General features: G+C 34.8%; 15 protein-coding genes. 11 read left to right on the forward strand and 4 right to left on the reverse strand.

Going from position 1 to position 22,242, the window contains the following annotated elements; translation table 11 throughout:
* Positions 1-67: 67 nt before the first annotated feature.
* The 6 genes from ACNH59_RS07555 (at position 68) to ACNH59_RS07580 (ending at position 8,447) form a co-directional block, all read left to right on the forward strand.
* Positions 68-1,285: an efflux RND transporter periplasmic adaptor subunit gene (locus tag ACNH59_RS07555; RefSeq protein ID WP_418264803.1), complete on the forward strand. Its 1,218-nt coding sequence runs from the start codon at positions 68-70 to the stop codon at positions 1,283-1,285.
* A gap of 6 nt (positions 1,286-1,291) precedes the next feature.
* The gene (locus tag ACNH59_RS07560) at positions 1,292-1,852 is read left to right on the forward strand and encodes a helix-turn-helix domain-containing protein (protein WP_418264804.1); all 561 of its coding nucleotides are present in this window, start codon (positions 1,292-1,294) and stop codon (positions 1,850-1,852) included.
* 223 nt (positions 1,853-2,075) lie between these two features.
* Positions 2,076-4,604, forward strand: coding sequence for a heavy metal translocating P-type ATPase (locus ACNH59_RS07565; protein WP_418264805.1), 2,529 nt, complete (start codon positions 2,076-2,078; stop codon positions 4,602-4,604).
* 3 nt (positions 4,605-4,607) lie between these two features.
* Entirely contained in the window at positions 4,608-5,231 is a 624-nt protein-coding gene (locus tag ACNH59_RS07570; protein WP_418264806.1) for a cation transporter, read from the forward strand.
* A gap of 26 nt (positions 5,232-5,257) precedes the next feature.
* Positions 5,258-7,594, forward strand: a complete 2,337-nt coding sequence (locus tag ACNH59_RS07575; RefSeq protein WP_418264807.1) for a multicopper oxidase domain-containing protein — start codon at positions 5,258-5,260, stop codon at positions 7,592-7,594.
* Positions 7,595-7,634: 40 nt separating this feature from the next.
* A complete protein-coding gene (locus ACNH59_RS07580; protein WP_418264808.1) occupies positions 7,635-8,447 on the forward strand; it encodes an MOSC domain-containing protein in 813 nt (270 codons plus the stop codon).
* Between the two features lie 73 nt (positions 8,448-8,520).
* Here the strand turns inward: ACNH59_RS07580 and ACNH59_RS07585 are convergent, their stop codons facing one another.
* Positions 8,521-8,916, reverse strand: a complete 396-nt coding sequence (locus ACNH59_RS07585) for a response regulator (RefSeq protein WP_418264809.1) — start codon at positions 8,914-8,916, stop codon at positions 8,521-8,523.
* Positions 8,903-11,314, reverse strand: coding sequence for a PAS domain S-box protein (locus tag ACNH59_RS07590; protein WP_418264810.1), 2,412 nt, complete (start codon positions 11,312-11,314; stop codon positions 8,903-8,905). The genes ACNH59_RS07585 and ACNH59_RS07590 overlap by 14 nt, the downstream gene beginning before the upstream one ends.
* Positions 11,315-11,722: 408 nt before the next feature.
* Here ACNH59_RS07590 and ACNH59_RS07595 point away from each other — a divergent pair, with 408 nt between their 5' ends.
* From ACNH59_RS07595 to serB, 4 genes are all read left to right on the forward strand, one after another.
* The gene (locus ACNH59_RS07595) at positions 11,723-13,048 is read left to right on the forward strand and encodes a trigger factor (RefSeq protein WP_418264811.1); all 1,326 of its coding nucleotides are present in this window, start codon (positions 11,723-11,725) and stop codon (positions 13,046-13,048) included.
* Between the two features lie 233 nt (positions 13,049-13,281).
* On the forward strand, positions 13,282-13,953 hold the full coding sequence (clpP, locus tag ACNH59_RS07600) for an ATP-dependent Clp endopeptidase proteolytic subunit ClpP (RefSeq protein ID WP_418264812.1): 672 nt from the start codon (positions 13,282-13,284) through the stop codon (positions 13,951-13,953).
* 87 nt (positions 13,954-14,040) lie between these two features.
* Entirely contained in the window at positions 14,041-15,273 is a 1,233-nt protein-coding gene (clpX, locus tag ACNH59_RS07605) for an ATP-dependent Clp protease ATP-binding subunit ClpX (protein ID WP_418264813.1), read from the forward strand.
* Between the two features lie 169 nt (positions 15,274-15,442).
* Positions 15,443-16,681 carry a phosphoserine phosphatase SerB gene (serB, locus tag ACNH59_RS07610; RefSeq protein ID WP_418264814.1) on the forward strand — a complete coding sequence of 413 codons (1,239 nt, stop codon included), beginning with the start codon at positions 15,443-15,445 and terminating at the stop codon, positions 16,679-16,681.
* A gap of 357 nt (positions 16,682-17,038) precedes the next feature.
* Here serB and ACNH59_RS07615 read toward each other — a convergent pair whose 3' ends face one another.
* Entirely contained in the window at positions 17,039-18,565 is a 1,527-nt protein-coding gene (locus tag ACNH59_RS07615) for a GH3 auxin-responsive promoter family protein (protein ID WP_418264815.1), read from the reverse strand.
* Between the two features lie 139 nt (positions 18,566-18,704).
* Between ACNH59_RS07615 and ACNH59_RS07620 the strand changes: the two genes are divergently transcribed.
* Positions 18,705-19,499: a DUF2797 domain-containing protein gene (locus tag ACNH59_RS07620; RefSeq protein WP_418264816.1), complete on the forward strand. Its 795-nt coding sequence runs from the start codon at positions 18,705-18,707 to the stop codon at positions 19,497-19,499.
* 90 nt (positions 19,500-19,589) lie between these two features.
* Here ACNH59_RS07620 and ACNH59_RS07625 read toward each other — a convergent pair whose 3' ends face one another.
* A complete protein-coding gene (locus ACNH59_RS07625) occupies positions 19,590-22,217 on the reverse strand; it encodes an AsmA-like C-terminal region-containing protein (protein ID WP_418264817.1) in 2,628 nt (875 codons plus the stop codon).
* Positions 22,218-22,242: the final 25 nt, after the last annotated feature.

Below are 22,242 nucleotides of genomic sequence, written 5' to 3' on the forward strand. Positions count from 1 at the left end.
TCTTAATGGTGAAAAAACAAAAGTGTTAGTTTGTACAAATTTGGGGTAAAAAAATAAAAAATTAGTGATGAAAATACTAAGAAATATAGGTTTTGTAATGTTGTTTTTCGTGGCATTGGCTTGCAATAATAAAAAAGAAGCCAATCAGGAGGAACACAACCACCAGACCGAAGAAGGAATTTATTACACCTGCTCGATGGATCCGCAGGTGAAAGAAGACAAGCCTGGTAAATGTCCGATTTGTCATATGGAGCTGACTCCTATGAAAAAAGCATCGGGTAATAGCAACGAAATTACGTTGAGCGAACAGCAAGTGCAATTGGGAAATATTACGACGCAATCGGTTAGTGAAACTGAGAATAGTGTCGCTGAAAATTACACGGCAGTTTTGAGCTACAATCAAGAAATACTCAAAACCATTTCGTCTAGAGCGATGGGACGATTAGAGAAATTGTATTTTAAAACGGAAGGTGATATTGTGCATAAGAATCAACCGCTCTATCAGTTGTATAGCGAAGATTTGGCTATAGCCAAGCAAGATTATTATACGGCTTTTAAGCAACTTGATATGCCTGGGGATTTTGGAAAAAATGCCAAAACATTATTGCAGGCTGCCAAACAAAAATTGGTGTTTTACGGATTGTCAGCTACTCAAATTGATGCAATTAAAAAAACAGCTGATGTCTCGCCTTATACCACTTTTTACAGTCAGATTAGTGGAGTGATTTCGCAAATAAAAGTAACTGAAGGTAGTTATTTGATGGAGGGAATGGGGATTGTCGAATTGGCAAATTTAAGTTCGCTTTGGTTAGAAACACAGGTTCCCGTTCAGTATGCTAAAAGTTTAAAACTAGGTCAAACAGCTCGCGTTCGTTTTGTGGATTATCCAACCAAAGTTTTGGATGCCAAAGTCAGTTTTATTAATCCTGAGATAAATCCCGATTCTAGATTATTAGCCGTACGAATGGAAGTTACAAATTCCGATGGACAGTTAAAACCCGGAATGCAAGCATTGGTACAAATAACACAATCGAAAGTGAAAGGATTGTTTGTGCTTACGGATGCTGTTATTCGCGAAGAAAAAGGCGCTTATATTTGGTTAGAAAAAGCAAAAGGGGTTTATGAAAATAGAATGATTGAAACGGGATTAGAACGCAACGGGAAAATAGAAATAAAAACGCCTATTGATGCCAATGAGAAAATTGTCATTACTGGGGCTTATGGAATCAATAGCGAATTCAGGTTCAGAAAAGGAAGCAATCCGATGGAAGGACACAAAATGTAAATAAAGATGAAGATTTATATCAAAAATATGGTTTGTAATCGTTGTATTGCAGCAGTGGAAACGCTTTTGGAAACGCAAGGAATTTTATTTTCTCATATTCAATTGGGTGAGGTGACACTGCTACGTTTACTTACAGAGAGTCAGAAACAACAATTGTCCGAGGAATTAAAGAAGCTAGGTTTTGAATTATTGAATGACAAAACAACGCAGCTAATGGAACGAATCAAAACCTTGATTATTGAAAATTTGTATTATAATCAGGAGAAACTCAAAGTAAATTTGTCCGACTATCTAGTCGAGGCGTTACATCAGGATTATAGTGCGTTGAGTAAATTGTTTTCCGAAACGGAAGGCATCACGATTGAGCACTATTATATTCTTCAAAAAATTGAGCGTGTCAAAGAATTGTTGGTTTATAATGAATTAACGCTGAGTGAAATTGCATTTCAATTGAATTACAGCAATGTGGCGCATTTGAGTAATCAGTTTAAGAAAGTGACTGGATTTACGCCAACTTATTTTAAGAACTTAAAGGATAATAAAAGGAGACAAATTGATGAATTATAAGTTTAAAAACACCGCTAATTCGCAAATTTAAATGTTGATTTTGATAAAAATATTTTAGCCAATCTTCTGTGAGAATCTGGGTAATCTGCTTGAAAATTATAGCATCCAAATTTATCACTGAATAATACAGAATTTAAATCATACAAATCTTTTCCATAATTCTGCAATACATAACAGTGCTATCATTCGGAAATTTGTAGCAGTAGTTTTAAATAACATAAAAATGAAACATACGTATAAAATAAAAGGAATGTCTTGTGAGGGTTGTAGAACCAAAGTGGAAAATACGCTCAATGAAATAGCTGGAGTGGAAGCAAAAGTAACCCTTCTTCCACCACAAGCAGAAATCACAATGGTAAGTCATGTACCTACGGAACAATTAAAAGAAGTATTAGCTGCTGTTGGGGACTATTCTATTGAAATGATAAAAGGCCATCATGCATATGAAAATAAACATTCAAATGAAAAATCATGTTGCAGTGTTGGAGGAGCTCATAATCATAAAACAGTAGCTACTTCTAATGTAGCTGCAGGTAAATATTATTGTCCGATGCATTGTGAAGGTGACAAAGTTTATGATCAAGCTGGGGATTGTCCCGTTTGTGGAATGGATTTGGTACAACAGCCTGTATTCAATCAAAAAACACAATATACTTGTCCAATGCATTCAGAGATTGTAAATGACCAACCTGGAGATTGCCCTATTTGCGGAATGGATTTAGTTCCCATGGAGACTTCGGAATCGGTGGAAAACCAAACCTATTTAGATTTGGTTCGTAAAATGAAAATAGCGGTGGCTTTTACAGTTCCTGTTTTTATAATTGCCATGTCTGAAATGATTCCCGGAAATCCATTGTATAAAATGATGGATATTGAGAAATGGAATTGGGTACAGTTCCTTTTTTCTATTCCAGTAGTTTTTTATGCCTGTTGGATGTTTTTTGAAAGAGCTTGGAAATCAGTCGTAAATTGGAATTTAAACATGTTTACCTTGATTGGGTTAGGAACGGGAGTTGCTTTCGTTTTTAGTGTTATCGCTATGCTGTTTCCAGATATTTTTCCTGTGGAATTTAAAACGCATAGCGGAACGGTTCATTTGTATTTTGAAGCGGCGACTGTGGTGCTAACTTTGGTTTTATTGGGGCAATTGCTAGAAGCCAGAGCACATAGTAAAACCAGTGGAACAATCAAAGAATTATTAAAATTAGCACCTACTGAGGCTACTTTAGTCAAAGATGGGGAGGAAAAAGTGATTACTATTCAGGACATTCAAAAAGGAGATAGTATTAGAGTAAAACCAGGAGAGAAAATTCCAGTGGATGGCCAAATTACCGAGGGCAATAGTACGATTGACGAATCCATGATTACAGGAGAACCCATTCCAGTGGATAAAAAGAAAGGCGATCCAGTAAGTTCGGGAACTATTAATGGTACCAAATCTTTTTTGATGGTGGCCGAAAAAGTAGGTTCTGAAACTTTGCTTTCGCAAATAGTACAAATGGTGAGTGATGCCAGTCGTTCTCGAGCACCAATTCAAAATTTGGTCGATAAAATTGCCAAATATTTTGTGCCGATTGTTGTGGTAATTTCGATTATAACATTTTTCATTTGGTGGCAATTCGGACCAGAACCTAGTTTGGTATACGCCTTTGTCAATGCTATTGCGGTATTGATTATTGCTTGCCCTTGTGCTTTAGGTCTGGCAACCCCCATGTCGGTTATGGTTGGAGTAGGGAAAGGAGCGCAATCAGGGGTTTTAATAAAAAATGCTGAAGCCATTGAGAAAATGGACAAAATTGACGTACTCATCACCGATAAAACTGGGACTATAACTGAGGGCAAACCTTCAGTAGAAAAGATAGTCGTCAAACAGGGAGAAGAACTAGAAGTTTTAGGGCAAATAGCTTCCTTAAATCAAAGTAGCGAACATCCGCTTGCTACTGCAGTTGTTCAATTTGCAAAAGAAAAAAAAGCAAGTTTTATATCGGTAGAAGATTTTGAATCCTTTACAGGAAAAGGTGTTTATGGAAAACTGGGCGGACATGAAATTTATTTAGGAAACAAAAAACTGTTGGAACAAAAAACAATTAGAAACTTTTCAGAAATTGAAGCTGAGGTGGTAGCCGAACAAAAACAAGGAAAAACAGTTTCTTATATTGCTATAGATCAAAAAGTGGTGGGTTATATTGTGATTACTGATGCCATTAAAGCTACTAGTTATGAAGCGATACAAGGTTTGAAATCACAAGGTGTTTCAGTGGTAATGCTTACTGGAGATAATGAAAATACCGCCAAATCTGTAGCCAATCATTTGCAATTAACCGATTTTAAAGCCAGTTATCTGCCTCAGGACAAATTAGAATATATTAAAAAATTGCAAGCGCAAGGCAAAGTTGTGGCCATGGCTGGGGACGGAATCAATGATGCGCCTGCCTTAGCACAAGCAGATATTGGAATTGCCATGGGAACTGGAACTGATGTGGCAATTGAAAGTGCTAAAATTACTTTGGTCAAAGGCGATTTACAAGGAATTGTAAAAGCGAAGGAGCTAAGTCATGCCGTGATGAAAAACATCAAACAGAATTTGTTTTTCGCTTTTTTCTATAATGCGCTGGGAATTCCTATAGCGGCGGGAGTTTTGTTTCCTGTTTTTGGTTTATTGCTGTCTCCCATGATTGCGGCGTTGGCAATGAGTTTTAGTTCGGTTTCAGTGATTTCAAATGCGTTGCGATTACGTAGCTTAAAATTGTAATAGATGGAAGTTCAAAAACTTTATAAAATGGCATTAAACATTGCAATATTTGTAATGGTATATAATATTCTTGAAAGTATTCTAGCAGTACATTTTGGTTATGAAGAAGAAAGTTTAACGCTTTTTGGGTTTGGTTTTGATAGCGCTGTAGAAGTTGCGTCAAATCTAGGGGTAATTTATATGATTAAACGAATTCAGCAAAATCCGAAAAGTAATCGAACACAATATGAAAAAACGGCGCTCAAAATTACAGGCTATGGTTTTTATATTTTAAGTGTCATCCTTTTTATTGGAGTAATAATAAGCCTTATGGAGAATCGTTTGCCAATGAATACTTTGTTTGGTGTAATTATTTCTATAATTTCTATTGTAATCATGCTTTTTGTAGTTACTAAACAAATGCAAATTGGGAACAAATTGAATTCAAAACCAATAATTGCTGATGCGAAATGTACCTTGGTTTGTGTGTATATGAGTGTGGTGTTGTTAATTTCAAGTGCATTGTATTATTTCTTTGGATTTCAATATGCAGATGTATTAGGAGCTTTAGGATTGGTTTATTTTTCAATAAAAGAAGGAAGAGAGTGTTTTGAAAATGTTAAAAACAATTCTCATTGTAGTTGTTAAATGATGATTAAAAAAAAACATTTAAAATGATTGGAAAAACTATTTTTAAAAATCGGTTGTCAATTGGGATTTTATTATTGACGACAAATATAATTTTCTCTCAAGATATTCAAAAAAATTCTGGTAAAGTCGTTCGCTATGATCTTTATATTAGAGATACGATTGTGAATTTTACAGGAAAAGAAAAAAGAGCCATTGCTGTCAACGGACAAATTCCAATGCCAACCCTAACTTTTACTGAAGGGGATATCGCCGAAATTCATGTGTATAACGAATTAAAAGAAAGCACTTCCTTGCACTGGCACGGAGTCTATTTGCCTAATAAAGAAGACGGGGTGCCCTATTTGACGCAAATGCCTATCAAGCCAGGGGCGGAGCATGTATATCGTTTTCCAATCATTCAATCTGGGACACATTGGTACCATAGTCATAGTGGTTTGCAAGAACAAATAGGAATGTATGGCTCTATGATTTTAAATAAGAAATCAAACGATGCTAGCTTTCGAAAAGGCATAGACGATATTCCACAAGTACCAATCATTTTGAGCGAATGGACCGATTATAAACCTGAAAATGTGCATCGAATGCTACACAATGCAACCGATTGGTTTGCGATTAAAAAAGGAGCTACTCAAAGTTATGCAGAAGCCATCAAGGCAGGACATTTTAAAACCAAAATTAACAACGAATGGAAGCGCATGTTAGCTATGGATGTCAGTGATGTCTACTATGATAAATTTTTGATTAATGGTTCAAACGAAAGCCAACTTTCACAATTCAAAGCTGGGGATAAAGTTCGGTTACGGATTTCAAATGGTGGAGCGTCTTCTTATTTTTGGTTAAACTACGCTGGTGGTAAAATCACAGTTGTGGCCAATGACGGGAATGATGTAGAGCCTGTTGAAGTAGACCGATTGATTATTGGTGTTTCTGAGACTTATGATGTTATAGTCACGGTTCGTGAAGAAAATACAGCTTATGAATTTGTGGCAACTCCAGAGGATAGAACTAAATCGGCTTCAGTCTTTATTGGTGAGGGAACTAGAAAACATGCGTCTCCAATGCCAAAGCTGAACTATTTTGAAGGTATGAAGATGATGAACAGCATGATGAAAATGAATGGTACCATGGATGATATGGGAATGGATATGAGTTTGCAAAAAATGGATATGAATGCCGTGATGTATCCTGAATCCTCCCCCAGTCCCTCCAAAGGAGGGGAGAAAATCAGTAAAATGAATCACGGTGCCATGAAAAAAGTAGACGACGAAACAACAGAAATGAATTCTACGGACATGGATCATTCAAAAATGGATATGAGTTCCGAAAAAAACAAGATAGTAACGTTAAATTATGGGATGTTAAAATCTCCCACTATAACCACTTTGCCAATTCCCCCTTTGGGGGTCGGGGGGATTCGAGAACTGAAATTTGAACTAACTGGAAATATGAACCGCTACGTTTGGAGTATGGACAACAGAGTCTTTTCAGAAACTGACAAGATTTTAATTAAGAAAGGAGAAGTGGTTAGGATTACCTTATATAATAATTCCATGATGCGCCACCCAATGCATTTGCACGGTCACGACTTTAGAGTAATCAACGGAAAAGGTGATTATGCACCATTAAAAAATGTGTTGGACATTATGCCAATGGAAACAGATGTAATTGAATTTGAAGCTAACATTGAAGGAGATTGGTTTTTTCATTGTCATATTTTGTATCACATGATGGCGGGAATGAATCGGGTGTTTAGTTATGAGAACCAATCGCCCAATCCTTATTTGCCTAACAAAACTAAAGCCTATAAAAAATTACAAGCCGAAAGTAATAAACTTCATTTTATGGTTGAAAATGATTTTGCTACCAACGGTAATGATGGAATGGCAATGGTGCAAAATGCCCGTTGGAGTTTTGGAACGGAATGGCGATTGGGCTATCAAGATCATCATGGTTATGAATCAGAAACGCATATTGGGAGATACATTGGAAGGAATCAATGGTTCATGCCGTTTATTGGACTTGATGCACGTTACAGAAAGTTAGAACATGGTGAAATCGAAGAGAATTTATTTGGTCAAACCAGCACCAAAGACAAACGTATTCAAGCCAGTTTAGGGTTTAATTATACCTTGCCAATGTTGGTCGTTTTTCAAGTTGAAGTTTTTCACGATGGAAATTTAAGAATGCAATTAATGCGTGAAGATATTCCTTTAACCAAGAGATTGAGAATGGCATTTATGGTGAATACAGATAAAGAGTATATGGGAGGTTTAAAATATATTCTTGGTAAAAATATAGGGTTGACAACTCATTATGATAGTGATATGGGAATTGGTTTTGGTGTGAACCTAAATTATTAATGAAGTCGTAAATAGTTTTGTTATTTTTGAAAATAAAAAGATGTTACAACTTTTAGAAATTTGGGTATACCCTATAAAATCATTATCAGGGATTTCTTTAAAGCAATCGCAAGTGACTTCGCGTGGATTAGAACTGGATCGTCGTTGGATGTTAGTTGACGATTCAGGCATTTTTATTACACAAAGGGAATATCCTCAATTGGCTTTATTTCAGGTCCAAATAATAGATGGATTTCTATTGGTAACACATTCAAACTTTATAGGTGAGCGAGTTAAAATTTCGCTTTCGCAAAAGAATGATAACTCAAGAGTAAAGGTAGTAGTTTGGGAGGATGAAGTAGAGGCCATATTAGTCGATGAAGGTATTTCAAATTGGTTTTCAAAGATTTTAGGTTTTTCAGTTCGGTTGGTGTATATGCCCGAAGAAAGCCATCGAAAAGTAGATTCTAAATATGCAGTTAGTGTTGGTGATATAACTTCTTTTTCGGATGGATTTCCTTTTTTAATTATTGGACAAACGTCACTAAATGATTTGAATTCACGCTTAGATAATCCTATTTCCATAAAGCGCTTTCGGCCTAATTTTGTTTTTACAGGAGGAAAGGCTTATGAGGAAGAATCTTGGAAAGAATTCCATATTGGCTCATTGATTTTTTATGGGGTCAAGCCTTCAGGGAGATGTGTAATTACAACTGTAAATCCTGAATTGGGACAGTTTGCAGGAAAAGAGCCTTTGTTGACTTTGTCAAAATACAAAAAAGTGGAAAAGAAAGTGATTTTCGGTCAAAACGTTATTGCAAAAAACCAAGGCATTTTAGAAATTGGACAAGAAATATTCGTAGTACGAAAGTGAAAAAGCAATTTTGATTAAATAGAAGCCTCTTTCGATTTCTTGATTAGAAATGAAAGAGGTCTTTTTAAATAGGTTAATTGAATTCTGCTAAAATAGTTTTGATTTCTTCAAAAGTAATAGGTTTGACCAAGTATTTTCCGTTGAGATTAAATTTTGCAGCTTGAATTCGGTCCTCAAGATTTACTGAACTTGTCAGGATAAAAATATTAATTTTTGATTTGATTGGGATTTTAAGGAATTCTTCCAGAAACTGCCAGCCATCCCAAATGGGCATGTTGAGGTCTAATAATATGATTTCAGGGAGTTTTTGAGAGGCAGTAAAAATAGCTTTTAATTTATCGTAAGCCTCTTTTCCGTTCTTGTAAATCATAATGTTTTCCACTAAACCGGATAGCTCCACGTATTTTTTGGTGATAAACAAGTGAGTTGGATCATCTTCAATGATGCAAATTTGATCAATTTTTTTCATAGTCTAAATATATTTTAAAAGTAGTGCCTACGTTTATCTCGCTTTCTACTTCAATTTTACCATTCATGGCTTCAATTTGGTTTTTTGTGATAAACAAACCAATTCCTCTAGAGTCAGCGTGATTATGAAATGTTTTGTACATTCCGAAAAGTTTGTCACCATGTTTTTTTAAATTAATACCAAGGCCATTGTCGCTAAATTTTAGTATAATGTAGTCATTGGTTTTTTCAGTATTTATTCTCAAATAACTATCCCTTTCATTTGAACTGTATTTGATAGCATTGGTCATGAAGTTCATTACGATACTATCTAGATAAGCGGGTACGGCTTGAACCATTGTTGAGGTGTCAACTTCATTAATAATTGTGATATTTGCTTTTTTTGCTTGCGTTATTAAACTATTGATGTTGTTCTCTAATACTGGATTCAATAAGGTTGAGGTTAGTTTTTCTTTAGAGGATAAATTAATTTGAACGACTTCTGTAAGATGAATGATTGTTTCAGTGAGGTTGTTAGAAGATTTTTTTAAATATTCAAAAATTTCAGTTTGACTAAAATCGGGAGCCTCTGATTCAGTTAATTCTATTAATGAAGAGATTCCGCCTGAATGCGATCGTAAGTTATGAGAAACGATGTAGGCGAAATTTTTTAGTCGGTCGTTTTGGGATTGCGCAATTTCTAATAGTTCTTGTGTTTCTTTTTCAGATTTTTTAGTTTCCGTAATATCAGCTGCTACTCCTAGAAATCCGGTTATGTTTCCGTTATGTTTTACTGCAGTAATTGATAATAGAGTAGATAAGAGGCTGCCATCTTTTCTTCTTAATGTCCATTCTCGTGTATCAGGGATTCCTTTTTTTGCTTTAGCTGCAAATATTTGCGTTCCTTCAAATTTTTCATTGAGCTCTTTTTCTAATTCTTGGGCTACTTCTTTGATTTCTTCTTTAAGGTTGAAGATAAAAGGAGTAGATTTATTGATTAGTTCCTCGGCATTATAGCCTAGCATTTGTTCAGCACCTTTATTGAAAAGTGTAATGGTTCCTTTTAAATCTGTTCCGATAATTGCTACTTGAGTGTTTGCATCTAATATTGCTTGAGTATTTGAAAGTGAATTGGCTAGTTTATGTTCAATATTTTTTACCTCGGTTATGTCTACAATTTGGGAAACAAAGTAAAGTATTTTACCTTCTTCATTAAGAACCATAGAAACAGCCAAAATAATGTAGATTATCTGGCCATTCTTGTGGATATATCTTTTTTCTAAAGTGTAACTGTCTCTTTTTCCTTGGATTAATTGTTTTAATAAAAATAAATCAGAAGCCAAATCATCTGGATGTGTGATGTCTTGAAAGGTAAGCTCCATGAATTCTTTTTTTGAATAGCCTAAGATTTGACAAAGTTGTTTGTTTACTTTAATCCATCTGCCTTTTTCGTCTAATAATGCCATACCAATTGCGGCAGATTCAAAATTACCTCTAAAAGCTTGTTCGCTAATACGAAGTTGGTCTTCGGTGTTTTTGCGTTCTGTAATGTCTTGAAAAACACCAATAAGTTTTGCTTTTTTGCCTTCTTCTTGCCAAAGCCTTCCTGAAGAACGTACCCATTTTAAGTTGTTTTTAGCCGAAATGAAACGACAGACAACATCATAAGGTTCCCCCGTTTTTAAAGTCGTTTCGATTGCATTTACGATAAGGTGTAAGTCCTCAGGATGGTAATAATTTATCGCTTTTTCTTTGTTATGGTCAAAATCTTGAGGAACCTCATAAATGGCATATATTTCCTCTGTCCATAGTGTTTCGCCTGTTTCTAGGTCTAATTCCCAGGCACCTACATGATTGATACGTTGACTTTCTTTGAAAAGTTCGGTTATCTTTTTTAAACGTGTGTTTTGTTTGTTGAGAACTAAAGTCTTGCGGTGTAGATCAAGCAATTTCATTACCTGATTAGAAAGCATTTTTAAGGAGCTAATCTGTTCGGTAGAAAGTTTTTTAGGTTTATTGTCAATAACACATAAGGTTCCTAATGAATAACCATTTTCATTCACTAAAGGCATTCCAGCGTAAAAAATAACATTTGGCTCATCAATTACTAATGGATTGTCAAAAAAACGTTCGTCTTTGGTTGCGTCTTCAACAAGGAATAGTTCATCTGGTTTGTTGATTGCATGACCACAAAAAGCCAATTCTTTAGGTGTTTCTCTAACTTCAATACCGTGATGGGATAAAAACCATTGTTTATCTTCGGTGACTAAACTGATTAAAGAAATCTTTGTTCCACAAATTTCAGCGGCCATTCGGGTCAAAAAATCATAATCTGAATTTTCAAGTTCTCCTATTATTTTGTATGATTCAAGTTCATTTAATCTTTCCTTTTCGTTTTTTGGGATACTAGGTTCTTTCATAGGTGCTGTCGTGGTATCTGGAAGAGCTACTGTTTTTGTGGGTTCAAAACAAATAGTCTTGTGATTCTAGGTTAAAAGTAAGATTATTAATGTATAAAACAAATTGTTTTATGATTTTTATAGGTATTTTTCAGTTTAGAGCTGAAGTTTTCAAAGCGGTTTAGAGTTGAGTTAGCCACAGTAGATATTTAGAGAAGAAATTGTTGAATCCTGTTTTAAGATGACTAGGTTTCGTGTAGAAATTTACTGTAGTATGAATAATGATTGCATTGATTGCAAGTGCGGTATGTTGTAGTCAAGTGAAAGTTGGTAGAACTGCCTGAAACCCAATAAATAAAAAAGCTTGTTTGGGTTGTAAAAATTTTATAATTTTGCAACCCAATTTTATTATGTAAATTAAAGAAGAAGATGGATATTAAAAGAGTAGCAATAGACGCTGTGACAGAAACAATTGTAATGAATGTGGTTCACATGGATTATAAAGGTCAAGTAGCAAAAAGAATCAACGAAAAAATGCCTTTGGCGCAAGTAAAAGGTTTTAGAAAAGGAGCTGTGCCAAAAGATCTTGTTGAAAAGCAATATGGTAAAGCAATCAAGCAAGAGGAAGTAAAAAAAGTTGTTGATTTAGCTCTTGAGCGTTACATTCAATCAGAAAGATTGAATCTTTTAGGAACTCCACTTCCTGTTGTAAACGAAGATTTGGATTGGTCTGCTGAAGAATTGACTTTTGAATTCGAAATAGGTTTAGTGCCAAATTTTGAATTGGATTTAGATGCAGAAAACGAAATCGTAAAATACGTAGTTACTGCAGATGATAAATTAATTGACGGACAAGTGGAGCGTATCCAAAAACAATTTGGTACAGCAATTCCACAAGAAACTGTTGTTGAAGGAGCTGATTTGAAAGGTGTTTTTACAAATGAAGCAGAAGGTATTGGAAATACAACAACTATTTCATTGTCAGTTTTCAAAGATAAAGCTACTGCGGATAAATTTATTGGTAAAAAAGTAGGTGACGTTATTACTGTAAATACTAAAGGATTGTTTGAAGACGATCACCAATTGATGGATTACTTAAAAGTAGGTCATGATAACGTACACGATTTAGCAGTTGATGTTGATTTTACTATCGAAGAAATCACTACTTCTGAACCAGCAGAATTGAATCAAGAATTGTTTGATAAATTATTTGGTGAAGGTAAAGTAGCTTCATTAGAAGATTTGAAAGCAAAAATCAAAGAAGATGCTGAGTCTCAATTTGCACAACAAGCAGATCAAAAATTATTAGGTGATGTTACTGAATTCTTAATCGAAAACACAAAATTCGACTTGCCAGAAACATTCCTTAAAAAATGGTTGCAAACTGTAGGTGAGAAAAAATTATCTGCTGAAGAAGCAGAAGTAGAATACGCTCGTTCTGAAAAAGGATTGCGTTTTCAATTAATCGAAGGTAGAGCAATGGCTCAATCAGATATTAAAATCACTTTCGAAGATTTGAAAGCTTTCACTACTAAGAATATTCGCCAACAAATGGCTCAATTTGGTCAAACAAATCCAACTGACGAAGAGGTTCAAGGTATTGTAGCTAGAGTTTTGTCTAACCAAGATGAAGTGAAAAGACTTTCTGAGCAAGTAGTAGCTGAAAAATTATTGGAATTGTTCAAAGAAAAAGCAAAACCAACTACTAAGGAAGTGACTTACGAAGAGTTTATTGCAGCTTCTTACGGAGAATAATTTAAAGTTAGAGGTAAGAGGTTAGGGGTTAAGTGTTGATATAGATTGATTTGAGAAAATCAAAAACACGAAATAACTTTATGATTTTATTACTAAAACTAAATAATAAAAATTAAGTATATTTGAGCGTCAGAAAGATTTTTTGGCGCTCTTTGTTTTTTTAGTTTAAGGTTTTATATTCACATTAGAACAATCTTAAACTTTGAACTTTAAACTTTAAACTTTTTTTAAAAATGAATTACGGTAAAGAATTTAAAAAATTTGCTACAAAGCACCAAGGCGTAAACGCAATGTATTATGATAAGATCATTGCAGCTATGAATCCTACTAATATGACTCCTTATATTATTGAAGAACGTCAATTGAATATTTCTCAATTGGATGTTTTTTCGAGATTAATGATGGACAGAATTATATTTCTTGGAACAGGAATCGATGATCAAATTGCAAATATTGTACAAGCACAATTATTGTTTTTAGAAAGTGCAGATGCTTCTAAGGATATTCAAATTTATTTGAACTCTCCTGGAGGAAGTGTGTATGCTGGTCTTGGTATTTATGATACCATGCAATACATCAAGCCAGATGTAGCAACTATTTGTACAGGAATGGCAGCTTCTATGGGGGCAGTATTACTATGTGCAGGTGCAGAGGGAAAACGTTCTGCTTTACCACATTCAAGAGTAATGATTCACCAACCATCAGGAGGAGCACAAGGTGTGGCTACTGATATGGAAATCAATTTACGCGAAATGTTGAAATTGAAAGACGAATTATATAAAATTATTTCACACCATTCAGGGCAAACTTTTGATAAAGTACATGCAGATAGTGAGCGTGATTATTGGATGATTGCTGATGAAGCAAAGGAATATGGAATGATTGATGAAGTGTTGAGAAGATAACTAAAGTTAGAGGTTAGAAGTTAGAAGTTAGAAGTTGAGAAACGAACTAACTTTTGACTTCTAACTCCTGACTTCTAACCTTAAAAGATGGCAAAAGAAAAATTAGAATGTTCATTTTGTGGACGAAAAAAGCCTGAAACCAATTTGTTGATTGCTGGGATTGATGCACATATTTGTGATAAATGTATCGAGCAAGCACACGGAATTGTACTCGAAGAAATCAAATCGAGTAAAGGCGCTAATGTAGTAGGGGATTTGATTTTGCAAAAGCCAAAAGAAATTAGAGCTTTTCTAGATCAATATGTAATTGGACAGGACCAAACTAAAAAAGTTATGTCTGTAGCGGTTTACAATCACTACAAACGTTTGATGCAACAGCAACAAGACGATGAAGTAGAGATTGAAAAGAGTAACATCATCATGGTGGGGCAAACAGGAACCGGAAAAACATTAGTGGCAAAAACTATTGCCAAAATGTTAGACGTGCCATTGGCTATCGTAGATGCTACTGTTTTGACTGAAGCGGGTTATGTAGGTGAAGATGTGGAGAGTATATTGACGCGTCTTTTGCAAGCCGCAGATTATGACGTAACTAAAGCAGAAAGAGGAATCGTGTTTATCGATGAGATTGATAAAATTGCTCGTAAGAGTGATAATCCATCTATTACACGTGATGTTTCTGGTGAAGGAGTGCAACAAGCCTTATTGAAATTACTGGAAGGAACAGTTGTGAATGTGCCACCTAAAGGAGGCCGTAAGCACCCAGATCAAAAGTTTGTTGAGGTAAATACGCAAAATATTTTGTTTATCGCAGGTGGAGCGTTTGACGGAATTGAAAGAGTAATTTCAAAACGTTTGAACCGTCAAGCAGTAGGGTATTCTACTTCAAAGAATGAAGATAATATTGATAAGGAAAATTTATTGCAATATATTATTCCAAAAGACATCAAAGATTTTGGATTAATTCCCGAAATTATTGGTCGTTTACCAGTGTTAACCCATATGGATCCTTTGGACAGAAAAACGTTAAGAGCGATTTTGACCCAGCCTAAAAATGCGTTAATTAAGCAATATCAAAAGCTGTTCTTAATGGACGAGGTTGAATTCAGTATCACTGATGAAGCTTTAGATTTTATTGTAGACAAAGCCTTAGAGTACAAATTAGGAGCTCGTGGATTGCGTTCGTTATGTGAGGCAATCTTAACCGATGCGATGTATGATTTGCCAAGTTCTGATGAAAAAGTTTTAGAAATTGATAAAGACTACGCCAGCGAAACCTTGAATAAAAATTTATTGAAGCGTTTGGAAATTGCATCTTAATTTTTAAGTCTTTAAAATATTTTTAAAAGCCTGTTCATTAATTTGAGCAGGTTTTTTGCCTTATAGTATTTACAACTAACATCACCATAATAAAAAATCACTTAATATCCTTTTATATCAACAATAGAATGCCGATTTTTGCCCATTCGAAATCAATAGAGATACAAAAATGGCTATAGAAGATAAAGAGATTATTTTATTAAAGGTTTCTGGACAAGATAAACCAGGGGTGACAGCTGGATTAACCTCCGTATTGGCAAATTACAATGCCATCGTTTTAGACATAGGTCAAGCGGATATTCACGACACTTTGTCGTTAGGGATTTTGTTCGAAATCGAAGCGGGTTCTTGCTCTGCTCCAGTATTGAAAGATTTGTTGTTTAAAGGGTACGAATTGGGAATTAAAGTGAAATTTATTCCAATCACTATTGAAGACTACGAAACTTGGGTGAAAACACAATCCAAACAACGTTACATCATTAATATTTTAGGAGAAACCTTAGCGGCTAAACAATTAGCGGCCGTCGCTAAAATCATGTCCGATCAACAGCTGAATATTGATTCGATTAAAAGATTAACGGGAAGAACATCTGTTATTGAAATAGAAGAATACCCTCGTTCTTGTGTACAATTGTCTGTTTCTGGAAATATTGTAGACAAAAAAACAATGACTGCCAGTTTTATGGAAATTTCTAGAACCTTGGATGTTGATATCTCATTTCAAGAAGATACTATTTATAGAAGGAACCGTCGTTTGGTGTGTTTTGATATGGATTCTACTTTGATTCAGACTGAAGTAATTGATGAGTTGGCTGAGTTGAACGGTGTTGGAGATAAAGTACGAGCAATAACGGAATCAGCCATGAATGGAGAAATTGATTTTAGTGAAAGTTTCAAACAGCGTATGGCTTTATTGGAAGGATTAAGTGAAGAAGTGCTGCACAATGTAGCTGTCAATTTGCCTATTACCAAAGGAGCACACCGATTGATGAAAGCCTTAAAATACTACGGATATAAAACAGCGATTCTTTCTGGAGGATTTACCTATTTTGGCGAATATTTACAAAAAGAATTAGGAATTGATTATGTTCATGCCAATCAATTGGAAATTATAGATGGTAAGTTGACAGGGAACTATTTGGGTGAAATTGTTGATGGTAAAAAGAAAGCAGAATATTTACAAGCTATAGCAGACAAAGAAGGAATCAATATCAATCAAACTATTGCTGTAGGAGATGGAGCGAATGATTTGCCAATGATTAACTTGGCAGGTTTGGGAATTGCTTTTCATGCGAAACCGACGGTAAAAGAAAGTGCAGAGACTTCGATTTCTAGTTTAGGATTGGATGGCGTTTTATACTTATTGGGATACCACGACAGACATATTGATATGATGGACCAGATATAATTTTGAATCAAATAAAATACTGAACGGTAATGCTTAATTGTGTTACCGTTTTTTTTATGCTTTCGTTGGGTTTCTTACGCTGATTAAACAAATTTTCAAAAAAAAGTTATGACTTTAAGGAGTGTTTTTTTTAGAACACAGATTTTAGAATTTATTAGAATAAAAAAATAATCTTTCTACTAAAGTTGCTTTCCGAAATTCAAAAAAACCTAAGGCTTGTTTTTTATATGATTATTGATTCTGTGGTTTAAATCAAAAAACGTTAATCCATTTCTTTATGATCGTTATGTCATTTTGTATTCTTGAATAACTAATTAAAATTTAAAATTCGTTCATGGACAACCGTTGATTAATTCTTTAAACAGCAGCTTTAACTTGCATGCTCTTCAGTTGTTCTAGATAATCTCTATTATTTGATAATCTCGGAATTTTATGCTGACCACCAAGTTTATCACGTTCTTTGAGCCAGTCGTAAAATAAATTTTTACGCGCTACATTGATGACAAGGGGGTTCAAAGTCATGTTGTTGTGACGTTTGGCCTCGTAATCTGAGTTAATGTTTTGCAAACTTTCATCCAGAATTTTTTGAAACAGTGACAAATCTTGCGGTGCTTTTTTAAATTCAATCATCCACTCGTGCGCCCCTTTTTCTTTGTCTTTCATAAAAACGGGAGCCACGGTATAATCGATCATTTCACTCTGTGTGGCTTTACAAGCTTCAGCCAAAGCTTTGTCTGTGTTTTCAATCATCAGCTCTTCCCCAAAAACATTGATGTGGTGTTTGGTACGACCGGTTACTCTTATGCGGAATGGACTCAAGGAAGTGAAACGTACGGTGTCACCTATTAAGTAGCGCCACAATCCAGAATTGGTGGTGATGACAATTGCATAATTTTTCTCTAATTCTACATCTGCCAACCGGATAGCATATTGGTTTTCGGTGCCAAAAACATCCATTGGGATGAATTCGTAAAAAATACCATAATCTAGCATGAGTAACAATTCATTGGAATAATTCAGGTCCTGAATAGCAAAAAAACCTTCCGAGGCATTATATATTTCGTAGTATTTGAAATCTTTTTTGGGTAAAATATTTTGGTATTGTTCGCGATAAGGTTCAAAACTCACGCCTCCGTGAAAATACACTTCGAGATTTGGCCACAATTCTAATAAGTTTCCTCTGCCAGTTTCTTCGAGCATTTTATTCATTAAAACCAGCATCCAAGAGGGGACACCAGCGAAGCTAGTGACATTTTCATTTTTGGTTTCGTTGATGATTGCAGCAATTTTGGTTTCCCAATGACTCATTAAGGAAATACGACTGCTAGGAGTACTGCTGAATTCAGCCCATATAGGCATGTTTTCAATCAATATAGCCGATAAATCACCAAAGTAGCTGTTGTTGTTCTCATAGATTTGAGAGCTGCCTCCTAAGCGAAGACTTTTGCCTAAAAACATTTCGGAGTCTTCATTGTTATTCAAATACATACACAATAAATCCTTACTTCCTTTATAATGACAATTTTCTAGCGCTTCGTTGCTTACTGGGATAAATTTGCTTTTGGCATTGGTAGTACCGCTAGATTTTGCAAACCATTTGACAGTTGTGGGCCAAAATAAATTTTGCTCTCCATTGCGTGTGCGTTCAATAAGGGGTTGTATTTCCTCGTAACAACTGATGGGTACTCGATTACAAAATGTCGTATAGGATAAAATAGAATCAAAACCGTGTTGCTTACCAATTGAGGTGTATTTAGCAGATTGAATCAAATTCATAAGCAGCTCTTCTTGAACCTCATTAGGATACTTCAAGAAAAGTTCAATTTGATGGATTCGTTGTTTTAGAACCCATGAAGCAAATGCATTGATGATGGTTAACGGCATTTTTTTATTGTAGATTAAGGATTTCAGAATTAGGATTTGAATATCAAATTACAAATACTAACTTTACATCGGTATCAAAAATACTAAAATTATGATATAAAAAATCCTAAATCGTAAAAATCCTAATTCCTAAATTCTTATGACGTACGAAGGTGTACTGACAAAAATGCAAACTGAATACGGAAATCCTATCCAGTATTATTTAGTTTTTGAAGATAGTTTTCTCAATATGAATCAGATTTTGAATCAAGAAATTGAAATTCAGTTTGTTGGTTATCAATGTTTGAATTGTGGGAAAAAGAAAAAAATATTTCGTCAAGGCTTTTGTTATGACTGTTTTTATTCCAGTGCTGCAGTAGGGGATTGGATTATGAGACCCGAGTTAAGTACAGCTCATTTAGGTATTGCCGATAGAGATTTAGAATACGAACAAAAAGTGCAATTGCAACCCCATATCGTGTATTTAGCTCTGTCTAGCGAAGTCAAAGTAGGAGTTACACGTAAAACACAAGTGCCAACCCGTTGGATTGATCAAGGTGCTAATGAGGCAATTACGATTGTAGAAGTTCCTAATCGTTATCTAGCAGGAATAACAGAGGTGGCGCTTAAAAATCATTATGCTGACAAAACCAATTGGCGCAAAATGTTAACAAATTCTATTGAACCAATTGATTTAATTGCAGAGCGTTTAAAATTAGAAAGTTTAATACCTGACGAAGTTCGTGAATATTTTATTTTAGATAAAAATGATTTGTATCAAATGGATTATCCAGTGCTAACCTATCCGTCGAAAGTTAAGAGTTTAAGTTTAGATAAAACCCATTCATTTCGAGGAAAGCTAATGGGGGTAAAAGGACAGTATCTTATTTTTGAAGATAATACGGTTTTTAATATTCGTGGGTCTGAAGGGTATATCGTTCAGATTACGGTTTAAAAAAAGCAAAGCCTAAAATTCACTTCATTTTTTCAACGAAAAGTAAAAAAAGCCGTCTCAAATTAAATCTGAAGACGGCTTTGTCAATTCTTATTCTACTGGTTTCGCTTCCTCAGCTGGTTTGTTTTTGTTTAAAAAACCTTTGAGCAGGTTACTCGCTTTGGCTTTGACCTCTTCTTTGGCTTTTTCTTGAACTTCTGCTTTTGTGGTTGGGATTACTGTTTTAGTTGTGTCAGTTGCAGGTTTATTTTTATTGATAAGGTCTGTCAATTTTGATGTTCCTTTGTTTATTAAAGCTGCTTTTTGTTGCTGTACCAACTGATTGGTCAGATTGGTTACCGCTGTTTTCATATCAGTAGAAATTTTAGGGTTTGAAAAATTCCCAGTCATCACTGCGTTTATGGGAATGTTTTCTAGTTTGGCAGCGTCAGCAGGAGTTAATTTAGCGATTAAAGCATTTGCTTCTGTTCCTAGATATTTAGCAGGCACATCAAATTTTAAACTGTAGTTCATGCTTTGGTCAAATCCATGTGAACCTCCTACGGTGGCCTTGATGTCTTTGTATTTGATATCAAATGGTCTTATGTTTACTTTACCTTCTGTGAATGTAATGGCAGCTTTTAAATCGTTTAAGTTGATTTTGTCCATATCAATGAACTTAATATTAGAAGTTAAAGCTGTTAACAAGGTGGACTTTTCGGCATTGATAGTAGATGATAATAATTGCCCTATCAAATCTCCTGTAATGGTTTTTAAATCAGGGCTCATATCATTAGTTAGGTTTCCGTTGAGTTTGATAGAAGAGTTTAATTTTCCATTGATTATTCCTGCTATTGGAGCAATTTTTTTCAACATATCCAATTGTGTGAAGGATTGAGCAATATCTACTTGGTTTAGTCCTAGGTTCATATCAAATACAGGAGTTTTTCCTTTGGTTGAAACCGAACCATTCAAACCTATACTTCCTCCAAAAATGGATGTTTTTACGTTTTCCATAGTTACTTTTTCATCTTTGACAATTAGTTTTCCCGATACCTCTTTTAGGGTTAGATTGTCATATAAAACGGTATTGGCTTTTGCAGTTAGGGAGCAATTTAAAAACGCAGGAATTTTCATGGCTTCAGCCGGTTTTTTTGCTTCTGTTTTTGCAGGTTCTTCGGCTGTCATGAAGTCACTAACGGAGAGTTGATTGGAAGTTAAATTGAAATTTCCTTTTAACTCTTGGTTTTTGAATACAAAACCATAGAAATTGTCTAGAATTCCAGTGACAGCTATATCACTTTTTCCAGTAGTGGCATTGAATTGTTTTAAATTTACCTGACTTGGATTGAACTGTACCAAAGCATTGCTAATATTCATTCCTTTGCCATTTTCATCTGTATACTTAAATCCAGAAAGACTCATTGTTCCTGCATTTCGAATGTTTTGATATTCACTTTTCTCCACAGATTGCATGTCAAATTTGGTCTCTACATCCGCTTTCAAAATTCCGGATAATGGTTTGTCTAATTTGATTGGATAAGCTTTTGATAAATTTCCTAAATTGATAGTGCCCTTCAACATCGCATCTATCAGGGCATTTTGGGTGATATTTCGAATGTTAGCTTTGGCATTAAAAACATCTTGGTCAATCTTGAAGGAAAGCTTGTCTAAATTGACATAAGTATCGTTTAAGACTCCTGTGGTATTGATGATTTTTGTGTCAATAACAATGTTTTGAACGGATTTTGGTAGATCTGGGTATTGAAAAGAGGCATTGTGAGATGCAATTTCAATGTTGAATTTTGGAACTGTTGTATCGGTATAGGTTCCTTTGGCAAATCCTGAAACCGTAAAATCTCCAGTTGTTTTTACATTGTCTAAACTTGCAGCGTATGCAGCAGGAATTAAACCTAAGAAGTTTTTGAAAGATGAAGTGGGGGTTTTGAATTTTAAATCATATACTTGTCCTGCTTCCGCCAATTGGATAAATCCATCGAACTCTAATGGTAATTGATTGATTAAAGCTTTGTTTTCTTTAAAAGTATACTTGCTTTGGTCTAAATCAATTCCAAGAATGGCGTCTAGAGTCAAAGCTACCTTGTTCATATAATTTACCTTGTCCATATCTAATGAAATCTTGGCTGTCGATTTGGTATTTAAATCCAATTTAGAAGCTGCAAAATCACCCGTTCCTTCATGATTCAAGCTGTCAATGACCATTTTGATTTTTGACGCTTGGTCTGTGTAGCGAAATCGAAAGTTTTCAATTTTATAGTCTTGAATTTTCAAGGATAAAGGCTCGCTTTTTTTGTTGTCAGAAGGCTTGTCGTCTTTTAAGGCAATGTCGTAATTACCTATTCCATCTTTGTTGAAAATGATGTTGATTAATCCGTTTTTGGAATTGATACTTTGGATGTTTATAGCTTCGCTCTTTTCTTTGAAAAGTTCTTTGACAGACATTTTTAAATTGAGTTCACCTAAAGCAACTAGAGTGTCTCCCTCAAACGGTGCTTTGTTGATTATTACTAGAGAGTCTATTGTTACAGTTGCATTTGGAAAACTTTTAAACAAACTCAAATCAGCGTCTTTGAAACTTAGCTTGGCATCTACTTTTTCGTTGATGGCTTGTGCGATTTTAGCTTTGATTTGATCTTTGAAAAAATACGGAATTGCAAACAAACTCCCTGCCATGAGAAGTAGAAGGGCTAACACAATGATTGAAATTTTTTTGAGCATATCTGTTTATTTTAATTTTAGTAGT

The organism is Flavobacterium faecale (assembly GCF_048320115.1).
In the GTDB taxonomy this organism is placed as follows: Bacteria; Bacteroidota; Bacteroidia; order Flavobacteriales; family Flavobacteriaceae; genus Flavobacterium; species Flavobacterium faecale_A.

What these genes read in the sequence shown, in the direction of transcription:
- ACNH59_RS07585 (WP_418264809.1), bottom strand. Translation starts at nt 8,916, where the DNA reads ATGAAAAAAATTGATCAAATTTGCATCATTGAAGATGATCCAACTCAC.
- clpP (WP_418264812.1), top strand. Translation starts at nt 13,282, where the DNA reads ATGAATTACGGTAAAGAATTTAAAAAATTTGCTACAAAGCACCAAGGC.
- ACNH59_RS07625 (WP_418264817.1), bottom strand. Translation starts at nt 22,217, where the DNA reads ATGCTCAAAAAAATTTCAATCATTGTGTTAGCCCTTCTACTTCTCATG.
- serB (WP_418264814.1), top strand. Translation starts at nt 15,443, where the DNA reads ATGGCTATAGAAGATAAAGAGATTATTTTATTAAAGGTTTCTGGACAA.
- ACNH59_RS07565 (WP_418264805.1), top strand. Translation starts at nt 2,076, where the DNA reads ATGAAACATACGTATAAAATAAAAGGAATGTCTTGTGAGGGTTGTAGA.
- ACNH59_RS07595 (WP_418264811.1), top strand. Translation starts at nt 11,723, where the DNA reads ATGGATATTAAAAGAGTAGCAATAGACGCTGTGACAGAAACAATTGTA.
- ACNH59_RS07615 (WP_418264815.1), bottom strand. Translation starts at nt 18,565, where the DNA reads ATGCCGTTAACCATCATCAATGCATTTGCTTCATGGGTTCTAAAACAA.
- ACNH59_RS07555 (WP_418264803.1), top strand. Translation starts at nt 68, where the DNA reads ATGAAAATACTAAGAAATATAGGTTTTGTAATGTTGTTTTTCGTGGCA.
- ACNH59_RS07575 (WP_418264807.1), top strand. Translation starts at nt 5,258, where the DNA reads ATGATTGGAAAAACTATTTTTAAAAATCGGTTGTCAATTGGGATTTTA.
- ACNH59_RS07590 (WP_418264810.1), bottom strand. Translation starts at nt 11,314, where the DNA reads ATGAAAGAACCTAGTATCCCAAAAAACGAAAAGGAAAGATTAAATGAA.
- ACNH59_RS07570 (WP_418264806.1), top strand. Translation starts at nt 4,608, where the DNA reads ATGGAAGTTCAAAAACTTTATAAAATGGCATTAAACATTGCAATATTT.
- ACNH59_RS07580 (WP_418264808.1), top strand. Translation starts at nt 7,635, where the DNA reads ATGTTACAACTTTTAGAAATTTGGGTATACCCTATAAAATCATTATCA.
- clpX (WP_418264813.1), top strand. Translation starts at nt 14,041, where the DNA reads ATGGCAAAAGAAAAATTAGAATGTTCATTTTGTGGACGAAAAAAGCCT.
- ACNH59_RS07560 (WP_418264804.1), top strand. Translation starts at nt 1,292, where the DNA reads ATGAAGATTTATATCAAAAATATGGTTTGTAATCGTTGTATTGCAGCA.
- ACNH59_RS07620 (WP_418264816.1), top strand. Translation starts at nt 18,705, where the DNA reads ATGACGTACGAAGGTGTACTGACAAAAATGCAAACTGAATACGGAAAT.